We start from the raw sequence: 14,065 nt of genomic DNA, 5'->3' as shown, positions 1-14,065 counted from the left end.
TTGCTGGTGTGACGACCTCCGGTCGAGACGCTAGTTGATGTGGTCGGCGCGGGGGAACACTCACGCCGGCAAGCCCGGCTGCCCAGCTCGGTAGACCGTCGGTGACGGACCTGCACGAGCGTCAGCCGACGCGCGGGAAGACCAGATTGGCCAGGTCGATGTCGTCCGCGCGGTCCTGATCGGTCCAGCCGCCCTTGATGCCGGCCACCTTCACCGCGATCAGCAGTCCGTCTTTTACCGCCACGATGCTCTCGGCCGGCCCGAACCAATAGGCCTCGAAGGCGAGGGCCTCGACGCGGTTGTCGGGGTTGATCACGTTGAAATGGTTGACGGGGGCGGTGGGGTCGGTCGGTCGCGGGTAGATCACCACTTCGATCTCTCGGGTCGCGCCCGTGTAGTAGCACGCGTTGTCGGCGACGGGCACCGGCGGGCGGGCGTCGTAGGCGAGCTGACGTCGGGCGTCTGCACCCACGTATTTCTCGGCAATGGCCGGGGTCAGCAGGTCACACGGCTGCCGTGTCGGTGCCGCGGTTGCCGGAGCCGTCGGTGAATGACACGCAGTGAACCCGGTGACGCCGGCGGCACAGATGAGCACGGTCAACAGTTTTCGTTTGGTCATCGGAGGCCCTGGAGTTTGACGATGCGGCGGTTACCGTCGTCGGCGACGTACACCGCGCCCGTTGCGTCCACGGCCACGCCGACGGGGCGGTTGAGCCCGGTGAACGGCAACACCGTGGGCGTGCCCGATCCGGGATTGAGTTTCAGGATTTGATTCTGTTGTCCGTCAACCACATACACCGCGCCCTTCGCGTCGACAGCGATGTTGATCAGGCTGTGCAGCGCGTGGAAGGACAGCTCCGTCGGACTGCCGGCCCCCGGCGCCAATCTCAGGACGCGCTTGCCATTGCCGTCTCCGACGTACAGGTTGCCCGCGCCGTCGACGGTCATCCCCGCGACGATGTTCATGTGCTGAAACGGCAAGGCCTCGGGGCTGCGTGATCCCGGCGCTTGCTCGGCCACCTGAACGGGCAGACAGCATCCGCCGCCTGAGTCCTGTCCCCCGCCGATGAGGCCGTAAAGCGTGCCTGCGCCGTCCACGGCCTGAATCACACCGCGGTAAGCGCGACCCAGCTCGGGCACCGGCAGCACGGTCTGCTGCTCACCGTCGTGCGCGAGTTTCACCAGACGGCTGTCACGGTGTCCGCCGTCGATGACCCACACCTGCCCGCCGGCATCAGTCATCACGGTGGCGCGGGTGAACGGCAGCACCCGTTGGGTGTCGGAGCCGGCGGGCAACTCGATCACCCGATTGGATCCGTTTCTGCCCTCTTCGATATCGGTGACGAACACGTTGCCCGCGGCGTCGACGGCGACGTCGTAGGGTCCGTTCAGACCGGTGAAGGGCAGCACCGACTGGATGGGCGCCGCCGGCGGTGGCTCCGCTGCGGGGGCGGAGGCGTGACCGCATCCGGTGAGGCCGGCCGCGAACACCACAAGCGTTGCCATGACGCTCCTCATCAGCTTGCCGCCATCGCGGCGATCTGCGCCGTCCACCGTCGGCTCCGGAACCGAAACGTCCATGGTTGTCCCTCGTTGGTCGAACATGTCGGCGCCCAGATTGCGGTGATCGCCTTGGCGGATCCTTGGACACCGCCACCGGGGGTCGATGCCGAGGATCCGTTGAGAATTCGCCAAGCACGGCCCCGAATGCTGAGCGCATTCCCGATCCCCACTCACGGAAAAGAGCTCACCGCAGATGACCACCACGCGAATCAGCAAGACCGCCGCTCGCGCTGCCCTCACCGCAGGGACGCTCGGCGTGGCCGCAGTCCTCGCGGCAGGAGCGGCCACTGCGGCGCCGGCAGACGATCAGTTCCTCGCCGCTCTCGCCCAGCAGGGCATCGGCTTCGGAAATTCGCAGTCGGCGACCGCGGTCGCGCATCATGTCTGCGACGCCCTGGCCGGCGGGATGGAGCCCAGCGACATCAGCCGGCACCTGGCCGCCGCCAACTCAGGCATCGACCAACAGACCGGAGTCGTCATCACGGTCCTTGCCGCGCAGTCGTATTGCCCGCGGTTCGTGCATCAGTTGGCCAACGGCGCCACAGTCGTCGGCCCCGATCACTGACGCCGTCGCCGGCGTCGACGCCCGGGTTTGTTCCGTTGACGCAGGCGCATCCATGACATCGATGCGCCGTTCATCGCGAGGCGATGACACGGGTCCCGAGAACCCACGGTTGACGCGCGGCGCCTCGAGGACGACCATGACCGCATGAATTATGTCGTTACCGGCGGTACCGGGTTTATCGGCCGCCGTATCGTGTCCCGACTGCTGCAGCGCGACGACGCGGCGCAGGTCTGGGTGCTGGTGCGGCGGGGGTCGCTCGGCCGCTTCGAGCAACTCGCCCAGTCCTGGGGTCCGCGGGTCAAACCACTGGTGGGAGACCTGGCCGCGCCCGGCTTGGGGCTCGCCGACGACGCGCTCGCCGAACTGGGGACCGTCGACCACGTGGTGCACTGCGCGGCGATCTATGACATCACCGCGCCCGCCGCGCAGCAGCGGGCCGCCAATGTGGAGGGCACCGCCGCCGTCATCGAGCTGACCCGGCGCTTGGACGCCACCTTGGAACACGTGTCCTCGATCGCGGTCGCCGGCAGCTATCCGGGCGTCTACACCGAGGACGATTTCGACGTCGCCCAGGACCTGCCGACGCCGTATCACCAGACCAAGTTCGAGGCCGAACAACTGGTCCGGGCCGGCGGGGTGCGCTACCGGGTCTATCGGCCCGCGGTGGTCGTCGGCGACTCCCGGACCGGTGAGATGGACAAGGTCGACGGTCCGTACTACTTCTTCGGACTGCTCGCGAAGTTGGCAGCGCTGCCCAGTTTCACCCCGATGCTGCTGCCGGACACCGGTCGCACCAACATCGTGCCGGTGGACTTCGTCGTCGAGGCCGTCGTCCACCTGATGCACAGCCCCGACCGCGACGGCCAGACGTTCCACCTGACCGCACCCAAACCCATCGGCCTGCGCGGCATCTACCGCGGGGTGGCGAGGGAGGCGGGTCTGCCGCCGCTGCGCGGTGCACTGCCCACCGCGACGGTGACGCCGGTGCTCAAAGCGACCGGCCGGGCCAAGATCCTGCGCAACATGGCGGCCGTCCAGCTCGGGATCCCGGCCGAGATCCTCGACGTCGTAGACCTGGCCCCCACCTTCACCGCCGAGCGCACGGCAGAAGCGCTGCGCGGCACCGGAATCGAGGTGCCCGAGTTCGCGTCGTACGCACCGAAGCTGTGGCGTTACTGGGCGCAACACCTGGACCCGGACCGGGCCCGCCGGGACGACCCGGACGGGCCGCTGGTCGGGCGGCACGTCATCATCACCGGGGCCTCCAGTGGTATCGGCCGGGCTTCCGCGATCGCCGTCGCGCAACGCGGGGCGACGGTTTTCGCCCTGGCGCGCAACGCCGATGCGCTCGACGAGCTGATCGACGAGATCCGCGCTGCCGGCGGCCAGGCCCACGCCTTCACCTGTGACGTCACCGATTCGGCGTCGGTGGAGCACACCGTCAAGGACATCCTCGGCCGGTTCGGGCACGTGGACTATTTGGTGAACAACGCCGGCCGGTCCATCCGCCGGTCGGTGGCGGCCTCCACGGACCGTCTGCACGATTACGAGCGGGTGATGGCCGTCAACTACTTCGGTGCGGTCCGCATGGTGCTGGCGCTGCTACCGCATTGGCGGGAAAGGCGTTTCGGGCATGTGGTCAACGTGTCGAGCGCGGGTGTACAGGCCAACAGCCCGAAGTACAGCGCCTACCTGCCGAGCAAGGCCGCCTTGGACGCCTTCGCCGAGGTGGTCGGCACCGAGACGCTCTCGGATCACATCACCTTCACCAACATCCACATGCCGCTGGTGAGCACACCGATGATCGCGCCGTCCAAGCGGCTGAACCCGATGCCGCCGATTACCGCCGAGCATGCCGCCGCCATGGTGGTGCGCGGCCTGATCGAGAAGCCGGCCCGGATCGACACCCCGGTCGGCACGCTGGCCGATCTCGGGACCTACTTCACGCCGCGGCTGTCCCGGCGGGTGCTGCATCAGATCTATCTCGGTTATCCCGACTCCGCGGCCGCCAGAGGCGAGGCGCCGGCCGAACCCATGGCACCGCGCGTCGACGCAGCGCCGCAAGCGACGCGTCATCCCAAGCGTGCCGTCCGCGCCACCCGCACCGCGCGGGTGCCGCGGCCGGTCAAGCGGGCCGTCCGGCTGATACCGGGGGTGCACTGGTAACGGCCGGGTCCTAGGGTGGGCGACGTGACGGGCACAACGAGGCAGCCGGTGTTCGCCGACGTGGACACCGGTGTCGATGATGCGATGGCCCTGGCGTACCTGTTCGCCAGTGCCGACGCCGAGGTGGTGGGCATCGCGTCGACGGCGGGCAATGTGCCGGTGGATCGGGTGTGCGTCAACAATCTGGGCCTGCTGACGTTGTGCGGCATCACCGGTGTCGAGGTGTCCAAGGGTGCCGAGAACCCCCTGAGCATCCCGTTGCGCACGGCCGAGGACACCCATGGCCCAGAGGGTTTGGGCTATGCCCGGTTACCGGCCGGCGATCAGGCGCCGGCGCCCTACGACGCCGCCGAAGCCTGGGTGGGCGCCGCCCATGCGTATCCCGGTGAGCTGATCGGGTTGGTCACCGGACCACTGACCAATCTGGCGCTGGCGCTGCGCAAGGAACCGGCGTTGCCGCGGCTGTTGCGCCGGCTGGTGATCATGGGCGGGGCGTTCGACTATCGCGGCAACACCACGGCCGTCGCGGAGTGGAACATCAGTGTCGATCCGGAGGCGGCGGCCGAGGTGTTCGCGGTCTGGGGTGCGGCGTGGGGTCTGCACAAACCGACCCACCTGCCGATCATCCTGGGCCTCAACCTGACCGAGAACGCGGTGATGACACCGTCCATCCTGGCCCGGCTCGCGGCCGCGGCGGGGGCGCCGTCGGCGCAGATGAGCGTGCTCGACGATCGCGGTACCCGGTCCACGGCGGCGAATCCGTTGATCCGGGTGCTCGAGGACGCGATGCGGTTCTACTTCGAGTTCCATTTCGACCAGGGCGAGGGTTATCTCGCGCATCTGCACGACCCGCTGGCCGCGGCAGTGGCCCTGGACCCGGACCTGGTGCGCTGCCGGCAGGCCACCGTCGACGTCGAGCTGACCGGCACCCTGACCCGTGCCATGACGGTGGCCGACTGGAACGGCCGGTGGGGGCGCGACCTCAATGCGCACGTCGGGGTGGAGGTCGATCCGGCCGCCTTCTTCGACCGGTTCATCGCGCGGGTGGGCCCGTTTGCGCAGCGACTCGCCTGAAGCCGCTGCGCGGCAGCACTATTCGTAGATCCCCTCCACATACCAGCGGCGCTGCCGGTAACACAGCAGCATGGCCGGCCCCGGGTCGGCTCGGCCGCCGAGCAGCACCTGCGCCCGCGCGGTGCGGCCGGCCCGCGCCGATCCCGGATCCCACCACCGTTCGTCGACCGGCCACGGCCCGGCCCACCACTGCAACGCCGCGGAATGTTCCGGTGATCTCAGCTGGGCCGGGTCGGTGGAGAACAGTCCGCGAGCCGTCACCCGTACCGGATTACCCTCGGCGTCAAGAAGTTCCACCGGATCGTCGAGCAGGACCGCAGGCGCGGGCTCGGGCAATTGTCCCGGCCACGGCTGGTCCGGGTCGGCCGCGGGCACCGGTTCGTCACCCAGCGCCGTGAACGTGATGCGCTCGGCCGGCCCGCGCCCACCGCTGAGCACCGGCACCTGCACCGCTTCCGGCCCCAGCAGGCCCTGCACCCGCACCAGCGCGCGCCGGGCCCGCAGGCGGTCGTCGTCACCCGAGGATCCCCACAGCGGCAACTGCAGTGCACCCGCCGACACCACCTCGACCGGATGCAGCCGCAGCATGGTGATGGGAGCCGTTGGACCAGCGTGGCCGAGACCACGGCGAGTGAGCCAGCCGTCGAGCTGCCAGCGCACCCGATCGGCGGTGGCATCCTCGGTCAGCGGTTCGGCGCACCGCCAAACCCGTTGCAGCTCCTCACCGTTGGCGGTGACCGCTTGAATGGCCAGCCGGGTGCAACCCACACCGGCCGACTCCAGGCTGCGGTGCAGCTCACCGGCCAGCGACCGGCCGGCGAAAGCCGCCGCGTCCACCCGGTCGATCGGCGGATCACAGTGCATCACGGCATCGAGGTCACGTTCCGGTTCGCGCCCCGACGGCCCGCGGGACGGCTCACCGCAGGCGAATCGGTGCGCGGCGATCGCATCCGCGCCGAACCGGGACGCCACATCGGTGCGGGACAGTTCGGCGAACTGACCGATGCTCCGGATCCCCATGCGCCACAACAGGTCCGCGAGCTCGTCCCGGCCGGGTGACGCCAGGCTCGGTTCGGTGGCCAATTCCCGGATGGACAGATCGGCCAGGAATCGGGCATCCTCTCCCGGTTCGACGATCCGGCCGGCCCGCGCCGCGAACACCGCCGTGGCCAATCGGTCGGCGATCCCGGTCTGGCATTCGGCCCCGGCCGCGGCGACCGCGTCGACCAACCGTTCCGCCGCGGCATGCTCGGATCCGAAATAGCGGGCCGCTCCCCGCACCGGCATGACCAGCAGGCCGGGCCGCAGCACCTCCGCGCGGGGCACCACCTCGTCGACCGCCGCCGTCACCCCCTCGAAATGCCGGGCGTCGCGTGCCGGGTCGGCGGTACTGACGTGCAACTGCGGGCACCGGGCCTGGGCCTCGCGCCGGCGCAGACCGCGCCGTACCCCGACGGCCCGCGCCGATGCCGAACACGCGATGACCCGGTTGGCCAACGTCACCGCGACCGGATCGGTGGCCGCCAGACCGGCGGCCGAGGCCGCGGCCACCGCGGGCCAATCCATGCACCAGAGCGCGAGAACCCGGGACACGCTAGCCACCCACGGCGCGCGCCAGACCGGGGATCCGGCCGCGACTGCGGGTCACCAGCCGCACCCGGCCGAGCCGCCCACACCCGGGCACCGGTCCGGCAGCACCCGCGCCGATCACCTCATATCCACTGACGGTGGCATCCAGCCGGGCCTGCGCCCCAGGCCAGTCCCCGCCGGTGACCAACAGCGTGCACCCCTTCTGCCGGGCCCGCGCCGTCACCGCACGGGCCCGGGCGCCCGGAACCACCCGGCCGGCCAGGTCGAGAACCACCAGATCCAGACCGTCCAGCAGGACCGCGGCCACCTCGACCGGATCGGCACCGGGGTCCGGGATCACCGCGATCCGGCTCAGGTCCGCTCCCATCTCGGCCGCGGCCAGCAGGCAGGCCCGGGGCTGCCCGACGATCGCGGCATGCCCGCCGGCCGCCGTCACCGCGGCCACCATGCTCAACGGGAGCGACCGAGCCCCGGTGAGCACGGCCACGGTCCCGCGCGGCAACGCCACCGGGAGCCTCCCGGCAAGGGTTTCGGGTAGTTTCAGCAAACTTTCCGACTCGGGTTCCGCGGTGTCTGCGCGCACCCCGCCCCGACTTCGGGAGCCCACCCTCGCCGAGACTTCGGCTATTCTTCTTCTCAGGTGTTCGACCTGGTCATCGCGATTTATGCGATGCACATCCAGGCCGGAAGCCACTGTCACAACAGCACCTCCCGCACCATCGGTTTCAGCTGCATTCGAACGCGTGTTCGATTGCTCGAGTAAACACTTCTGTCGAATCACCGTCAAGCGCAGCCCGACGGCCTGCCCAAACGGCGACGCAGCCCCTCCGACCAGCAACGCGAGCCCCTGTGAAATGCCTGTGCGGCGCGCTGGGCGCTGCGCTAAAGTCTGGGCACCAGAACCCGCTTCGGAATGGGACTGATGTACGGGAGCACAGCGAATCACCAGGTAGGATGACTGCGAACCGTGCGGAATCGACAACGATTCCCCGAAGGCCGGCTCATACACCACTCGGGGGAGAGGTAAGGACCGCATCATGAATTCACGTCTGACCCGCCGTGTCTCGGCGGCCATCGGGGGCGCTGCCATCCTCGCGATGATCGGCTTCACCGCCGCCTGCGGCACCGAGGAGAAGAAGTCTCCCGAGACGTCGACCACCACGACGACGACCACCACCACGGCCCCGTCGGTCGAGCCCACCGAGAAGTCGATCAGCCCCTCCGGTGGTAACAAGTTCACCCCCACGGTGAAGGCCCCGCCGGCGCCGACGGCGATCCCCGGGGACAACTGACACGCCGGTACGAGTGAGCCGGGTCTGCCGACGTGCGGACCCGGCACCTCGGAACGTGAACCGACACCACACGGGCATCGCCCACTGGCTTCCGGCGCTCCTGCTGGCCGGTGTGCTGGTCTTTGCCTCTGATCTGCCGATCAGCCGACATCTCTTGGGGACCAACCTCATCCAAGGTCCCTACGCGTCGCTGTTGGCTGCCTCCACCGACCTCGGTCCGGCCCGGCCGCAGCAGATCCAGCTGACGGCCGCGCTCGCCGGTCACCAGCGTCCCGACGATCTCATCGACTGGACGCATGACCGGGGACTCACGGTCTCATGGCGCCCCAGTGACGACTGGGCCATCGTCGAGGGCAATCCGGACGCCATCGCGCGCGCCTTCGACGTCACCGTGCACGACTACCGGGGCAAGCAGGGCCAGCAGTTCTACGCTTCGCCCCAGCAGCCCCAGGTACCCGAGGCGCTGCGCGGCGAGGTCACCGAACTCGGGCGGATCCTGGGATACACCCCGCACCACGTGTCCCGGCCCGATATCGCGCTGGACGTCCCCGACCGCGGCCTGTCCCCCGACGCCCTGCTGACCACCTACAACGCCGACAAGCTCGCCGCCGACGGCTTCACCGGCAAGGGCACCACGATCGTCATCTTCGCGTTCAGCGGTTACGACCAGAAGGATCTGGACACGTTCTCCGCCATGTTCGGCCTGCCCCAGTTCACCCCGGAGACCCTCGGCGACCCACTCCCGGTGGCGCACGGCGAGACGACGATGGATCTGCAGGTGGCGCATGCCGTTGCGCCCGATGCCCGCAAGGTCGTGGTCAATGCCCGGCCGACCGTGCAGGGCGACGGTGCCTACCAGAAGATCGGCAAGCTGTTCGAGGACACCGACCGCGCCTACCCCGGCGCCGTCTGGAGCCTGTCGATCGGCTGGGGCTGCGACAAGCTGCTCACCGCGGCCGATCTGGCCCCGGTGCGCTCGGCGCTGCGGGCCGCCCAGTCGCACGGCACCACGGCCTACAACGCCAGCGGTGACCTGGCCGGCCTGGAATGCAAGGGCGGCACCGACTGGGACTCGGTGCCCGGACCCGACGACATCGGGCTGGATTCGGTGTCGTCGATCCCCGAGATGACCAGTGTCGGCGGCACCACGCTGTCCACCGACGACCGCGGCACCTGGCTGGCCGAACAGACCTGGTTCGACGTGCCGCTGTCCCAGGGCACCGGCGGCGGGCTGTCCGCCCTGTTCGACCTGCCGCCCTGGCAGCAGGCCGCGGCCGCGCAGGTGGCACCGGAACGCCGGACCGGCAAGCGGATGACCCCGGACATCTCGGCGGTGGCCGACCCGTTCACCGGGGTGAAGATCGTGCTCAACGGTGACGTGGTGATCGGCGGCGGCACATCACAGTCCGCGCCGATCTGGGCCGGGCTGACCGCGGTCATGGACCAGTACCTGCTCGCCAACGGCGGCACCCTGATCGGTGAGATCAACCCGTTGCTGTACCGCATCGCCTCCGGCGCACCGCGCCCGGCGTTCCGGGACATCACCCTGGGCGCCAACGCCGTCGACCTGGCGGGTCCGGGTTATGACCTGGTGACCGGATTGGGCACCCCCGACATCGACAACCTCGCCCGCAATCTGCTCATCGCACAACGAATCCAGGCCTGATGACCACCACCGACGACACCGGAACCTCCTCCCCCGCACCGGGCATGGTCGAATGTCCGGTCTGCCGGGTCGACGTCCCCGCAGGCAAGTACTGCGGGCTGTGCGGCGTGCCGCTCGCCGAGCACCAGGCCGGCGACGGCCCGCACTGGCTGCGGGCCAGGACGTTCAGCGCCGCCCCCGGCCAGCATCTGCTGACACCGTCGGTCACCAGTTCCCTGTTCCCGCACCTGTCCCCGCGGTCCCGCAAGGCATTCCTGCTGGGCCTGGCCCTGCTGGTGGTGGCCCTGACGGTGGCGACGGTGTTCCGGCTGCCCGCCGCGCTCATCACCGTGGCCTCCCTGGGCCTGCCGCTGTTGTTCCTGATGTATCTGCGGGAATCCGATCTGGCCGAAGACATTCCGCGCCGCACCCTGGCTCTCACCGCGGCACTCGGCATCGGCCTCGGTGTGGTGTGGGTATTGCTGACCGGCGCCGCGGTGGCCCGCGCCTACGGTGTGCCGCTGGGCGCCGGCATCGCCGGTTCCCGGATCGTGCGCGACGGTATCGGCATCCCGGTCGGCGCGATGATCATCATGCTGATCCCCGCCGTCGTGGTCCGGCTGACCCGCCCCGGCGTGCGAGAAGCCCTGGACGGCTACGCCATCGGCGCGCTGGGGGCACTGACCTTCACCGGCGCGGCCACCCTGACCCGGCTGGCTCCGCAGTTCACCACCGGCATGGTGGCCCGCGCCCGGCCGCTGGACGGCCTGCTGGTGGAGGCGGGTATCCGCGGGATCGCCGTCCCGCTCACCGCGGCCGCCGTCGGCGGATTGATCGGCGCCGCACTGTGGTTCACCCGGCCGCCGTCCAAGGCCGGCAACAACCGCGGGTTCGTGCGCCTCACCCTGGTCTCGATCGCGGTGGTCGTCGTCGCGGTCTACGCCGCGCTGGGGCTGGTCGACGTCGCCCGCGTCCCGCAGTGGCTGCAACTGGCCGTCCACCTGACGCTCTCCATGCTCGCGCTGCTGGCCCTGCGCATCGGCCTGCACCTGGCGCTGTTGCACGAGGCCCAGGACGACATGCACGCCGACGAACCCCTGCTGTGCACCGAGTGCAACCACGTCGTGCCCGACGCCCCGTTCTGCGCGAACTGCGGCGCCGCGATGCACGCGTCGTCACGCAAGTCCCGCAACTCGCGACGGGTGGAACGTCCGATCCGGCTCGCCGAGGAGCAGACGGCGGGCCCGATCATCGTCGGTCTGGCACCGGGCTATTCGTTGCACGCCGGGACCTTCACCGCGCCGCCGCCCCGCAAGACGTCCTTCCGTTGGCTGGCCCTCGTGCTGAGCATCTCGATCCTGGTGGTGGCCGGCGGTCTGGTCGGCCTGTCCGGCCTGCTGGAGAAACCGTCGGCACGTTACGTCTGCCCGCCGGACTGCGGCCGGCCGCCGATGGGGCAGCCGGTCAACGTCAACCCACGCTTCATCGCGGCCGACGGCTCCTTCTCGGTCTCCTATCCGTCCCCCGATTCTGCCTACAAGGTGAGCACCACCGACAACAGCGTGACGGCGGTCTTCGAGGCGAGCGACGGCGGCACGCTGCGGTTGTTCAGCGAGCCGGCCGACGGCCGGTCGCCCCGCGACATCGCCAACGCGTTGGTGAAGAAGACCTTCCCCGACACCAAGATCGCCTACGAGATCCCCAATGCGATGGTCGGTTACCAGCCCGGCTACGGCCTGGTCGCCGACTGCTGGCCGCAGGGCGCCATGAGCAGCTACACCAGGATGCGGGTGGTGGTGATCGCGGCGGTCAAGAACGGCGTCGCCCTGGTGGCCGGCGCGGTCGGGCCGTACCACGCGTTCGGCCCGGACTTCGGCTCGGGTAAACCGTCGGCGGTCGGCCTGGAGATCGCCCTGGACATGGGCAAGTACGTCAACAGCTTCAGCTGGCGGGGCGACCCGCCGCGCTGAATTCGCCTGCGGTCACTCCCATTCGATGGTGCCCGGCGGCTTGCTGGTGATGTCGAGCACCACCCGGTTCACCTCGGGCACCTCGTTGGTGATGCGGGTCGAGATCCGCTCCAGCACGTCGTAGGGCACCCGGGTCCAGTCCGCGGTCATGGCGTCCTCGCTGGAGACCGGGCGCAGCACGATGGGATGGCCGTAGGTGCGGCCGTCGCCCTGCACGCCGACCGAGCGGACATCGGCGAGCAGCACCACCGGGCACTGCCAGATCTGGTGGTCCAGGCCGGCGGTGGTGAGCTCCTCGCGGGCGATCGCATCGGCGCGGCGCAGGGTGTCCAGCCGCGACGCGGTCACCTCCCCGACGATGCGGATACCCAGACCGGGGCCCGGGAAGGGTTGGCGCGCAACGATTTCCTCCGGCAGACCCAGTTCCCGGCCGACGGCGCGAACCTCGTCCTTGAACAGCAGCCGCAGCGGCTCGACGAGTTTGAACTTCAGGTCCTCGGGCAGGCCGCCGACGTTGTGGTGGCTCTTGATGTTGGCGGTGCCGCTGCCACCGCCGGACTCGACGACGTCCGGGTACAGCGTGCCCTGCACCAGGAAGTCGATATCGAATTCACTGAGGGTGTCGCGCACCGCGCCCTCGAAGGCCCGGATGAACTCGCGGCCGATGATCTTGCGCTTGCCCTCGGGGTTGGTGACGCCGGTCAGCGCGTCCAGGAAGCGGTCGGCCACGTCGACGGTCACCAGCTTGGCCCCCGTCGCGGCGACGAAGTCGCGCTGCACCTGCGCCCGCTCCCCCGCCCGCAACAGGCCGTGGTCGACGAAGACACAGGTGAGCCGGTCGCCGATGGCACGCTGCACCAGGGCCGCGGCCACCGCCGAGTCCACCCCGCCGGACAGTCCGCAGATGGCGCGGCCGTCCCCGATCTGTTCGCGCACCGCCTCGATGAGCTGGTCGGCGATGTTGGCCGGGGTCCACGACGCCCCGATGCCGGCGAAGTCGTGCAGGAACCGGCTCAGCACCTGCTGGCCGTGCGGCGAGTGCAGCACCTCGGGGTGATATTGCACACCGGCCAGCCGGCGGGACCGGTCCTCGAAGGCGGCGACGGGCGCGCCGGCACTGGTGGCCACGACGTCGAACCCGGCCGGCGCCGCGGTGACGGCGTCACCGTGGCTCATCCAGACCGGCTGTGACTCCGGCAGTTCCGAATGGAGTTGTCCGCCGGACACTTTCAGTTCGGTGCGGCCGTACTCACTGGTGCCGGTGTGCGCCACCGTGCCGCCGAGCGCCTGGGCCATGGCCTGGAAGCCGTAGCAGATGCCGAACACCGGCACGTCGATGTCGAACAGGGCCGGGTCCAGCTTGGGCGCCCCGTCGGCGTACACACTGGCCGGTCCGCCGGAGAGCACGATGGCCTGCGGGTCGCGGGCCTTGATCTCCTCGACCGTCGCGGTGTGCGGGATCACCTCGGAGAACACCCGCGCCTCACGCACGCGCCGGGCGATCAGCTGGGCGTACTGCGCGCCGAAGTCGACGACGAGGACGGGGCGGGACTGCGATGAGCCGCTGGCGCGAGAAGCGTCTGCCGAGGCGTTTTCCACCTGAACAGTCTAAGAGTTGTGCCGCCGCGCGCCGGGTCGGCCTCCGTCCGGGCTCAGGATCCGGTCCATCTGGGCGCCGACGACGTCGCGCAACTGCGTGTCGGTGACGTCGTCGAGTCCGGTCGACGAGCGCAGGAACGGCTCGAACAGGCGCCAACCGAGTTGCAGGGCAACGGCATTGGCGACCGCCAGCCGGGCGCCGCGGTCGTCGTCGCCGTAGCCGGGCCGCACCGCCTCCAGCAGCAGGGCGATGTTCGGGAATCTGGTCTGCAGCTGGCCCACCGGATATCCGTCCAGCAGGGCCCTGGCCAGCACGCGGATGTGCCGGTCGGTGGCGTGCTCGATATCGGCGGCCGGCGCCCCCTGCGACGTCAGCGCGATCAGATTGCCGCCCAGATGTTCCAGCACCGCGCCGACCAGCCGTTCCTTGGTGCCGAAGTGGCGGTAGACCAGGCCGTGGTTGACCCGGGAGGCGGTGGCGATGTCCCGGATCGAGGTGGCGGCGGGTCCTCGCTGCGCGAACAGGTCCGCCGCGGCATCCAGCACGGCCGCCACCACTTCCTCCCGGCCGGACGGTGGCGAGCTTGTAGTCACGTGACTA

At 69.9% G+C, this 14,065-nt stretch carries 12 protein-coding genes; 6 read left to right on the top strand and 6 right to left on the bottom strand.

The window, feature by feature from the left end:
- Window positions 1-121: 121 nt before the first annotated feature.
- Both BN977_RS23355 and BN977_RS23350 read right to left on the bottom strand, forming a co-directional pair.
- Window positions 122-619: a hypothetical protein gene (locus BN977_RS23355; protein WP_036401855.1), complete on the bottom strand. Its 498-nt coding sequence runs from the start codon at window positions 617-619 to the stop codon at window positions 122-124.
- Window positions 616-1,506, bottom strand: a complete 891-nt coding sequence (locus tag BN977_RS23350) for an NHL repeat-containing protein (protein WP_165576367.1) — start codon at window positions 1,504-1,506, stop codon at window positions 616-618. The genes BN977_RS23355 and BN977_RS23350 overlap by 4 nt, the downstream gene beginning before the upstream one ends.
- Before the next feature lie 250 nt (window positions 1,507-1,756).
- On the opposite strand from BN977_RS23350, the gene BN977_RS23345 reads away from it, so the two are divergent.
- The 3 genes from BN977_RS23345 (at window position 1,757) to BN977_RS23335 (ending at window position 5,368) form a co-directional block, all read left to right on the top strand.
- Window positions 1,757-2,128, top strand: a complete 372-nt coding sequence (locus BN977_RS23345; RefSeq protein WP_036401852.1) for a DUF732 domain-containing protein — start codon at window positions 1,757-1,759, stop codon at window positions 2,126-2,128.
- Between the two features lie 144 nt (window positions 2,129-2,272).
- The gene (locus BN977_RS23340; RefSeq protein ID WP_036401849.1) at window positions 2,273-4,294 is read left to right on the top strand and encodes an SDR family oxidoreductase; all 2,022 of its coding nucleotides are present in this window, start codon (window positions 2,273-2,275) and stop codon (window positions 4,292-4,294) included.
- A 24-nt stretch (window positions 4,295-4,318) separates the two neighbouring features.
- A complete protein-coding gene (locus BN977_RS23335) occupies window positions 4,319-5,368 on the top strand; it encodes a nucleoside hydrolase (protein ID WP_036404249.1) in 1,050 nt (349 codons plus the stop codon).
- An 18-nt stretch (window positions 5,369-5,386) separates the two neighbouring features.
- On the opposite strand, the gene BN977_RS23330 is transcribed toward BN977_RS23335, so the two are convergent.
- A complete protein-coding gene (locus BN977_RS23330; RefSeq protein WP_051561838.1) occupies window positions 5,387-6,934 on the bottom strand; it encodes a DNA polymerase Y family protein in 1,548 nt (515 codons plus the stop codon).
- Window positions 6,935-6,962: 28 nt separating this feature from the next.
- Window positions 6,963-7,658: a DnaE2-dependent mutagenesis accessory factor ImuA' gene (locus tag BN977_RS23325; protein WP_024455150.1), complete on the bottom strand. Its 696-nt coding sequence runs from the start codon at window positions 7,656-7,658 to the stop codon at window positions 6,963-6,965.
- A gap of 337 nt (window positions 7,659-7,995) precedes the next feature.
- Here BN977_RS23325 and BN977_RS23320 point away from each other — a divergent pair, with 337 nt between their 5' ends.
- The 3 genes from BN977_RS23320 to BN977_RS31560 are packed head-to-tail and all read left to right on the top strand — an operon-like array spanning window position 7,996 to window position 11,865.
- Complete coding sequence (locus BN977_RS23320) at window positions 7,996-8,250, top strand: hypothetical protein (RefSeq protein ID WP_036401845.1); 255 nt, start codon at window positions 7,996-7,998, stop codon at window positions 8,248-8,250.
- A 55-nt stretch (window positions 8,251-8,305) separates the two neighbouring features.
- Window positions 8,306-9,916, top strand: a complete 1,611-nt coding sequence (locus tag BN977_RS23315; RefSeq protein ID WP_024455152.1) for a S53 family peptidase — start codon at window positions 8,306-8,308, stop codon at window positions 9,914-9,916.
- Window positions 9,916-11,865, top strand: coding sequence for a hypothetical protein (locus BN977_RS31560; RefSeq protein WP_051561836.1), 1,950 nt, complete (start codon window positions 9,916-9,918; stop codon window positions 11,863-11,865). Before BN977_RS23315 ends, BN977_RS31560 begins: the two co-directional genes overlap by 1 nt.
- Window positions 11,866-11,877: 12 nt before the next feature.
- Here the strand turns inward: BN977_RS31560 and guaA are convergent, their stop codons facing one another.
- Both guaA and BN977_RS23300 read right to left on the bottom strand, forming a co-directional pair.
- Window positions 11,878-13,464: a glutamine-hydrolyzing GMP synthase gene (guaA, locus tag BN977_RS23305; RefSeq protein WP_024455154.1), complete on the bottom strand. Its 1,587-nt coding sequence runs from the start codon at window positions 13,462-13,464 to the stop codon at window positions 11,878-11,880.
- 9 nt (window positions 13,465-13,473) lie between these two features.
- The gene (locus tag BN977_RS23300; protein WP_084172657.1) at window positions 13,474-14,058 is read right to left on the bottom strand and encodes a TetR/AcrR family transcriptional regulator; all 585 of its coding nucleotides are present in this window, start codon (window positions 14,056-14,058) and stop codon (window positions 13,474-13,476) included.
- Window positions 14,059-14,065 lie beyond the last annotated feature (7 nt).

This window comes from Mycolicibacterium cosmeticum (assembly GCF_000613185.1).
GTDB lineage: Bacteria > Actinomycetota > Actinomycetes > Mycobacteriales > Mycobacteriaceae > Mycobacterium > Mycobacterium cosmeticum.
This window is presented reverse-complemented; position numbering and strand designations above follow the sequence as displayed.

Bases quoted from the DNA above. Each gene is read 5' to 3' on its own strand.
- BN977_RS23350 (WP_165576367.1), bottom strand. From the start codon at position 1,506: ATGGCAACGCTTGTGGTGTTCGCGGCCGGCCTCACCGGATGCGGTCAC.
- BN977_RS23355 (WP_036401855.1), bottom strand. From the start codon at position 619: ATGACCAAACGAAAACTGTTGACCGTGCTCATCTGTGCCGCCGGCGTC.
- BN977_RS23330 (WP_051561838.1), bottom strand. From the start codon at position 6,934: ATGGATTGGCCCGCGGTGGCCGCGGCCTCGGCCGCCGGTCTGGCGGCC.
- BN977_RS23345 (WP_036401852.1), top strand. From the start codon at position 1,757: ATGACCACCACGCGAATCAGCAAGACCGCCGCTCGCGCTGCCCTCACC.
- BN977_RS31560 (WP_051561836.1), top strand. From the start codon at position 9,916: ATGACCACCACCGACGACACCGGAACCTCCTCCCCCGCACCGGGCATG.
- BN977_RS23340 (WP_036401849.1), top strand. From the start codon at position 2,273: ATGAATTATGTCGTTACCGGCGGTACCGGGTTTATCGGCCGCCGTATC.
- BN977_RS23320 (WP_036401845.1), top strand. From the start codon at position 7,996: ATGAATTCACGTCTGACCCGCCGTGTCTCGGCGGCCATCGGGGGCGCT.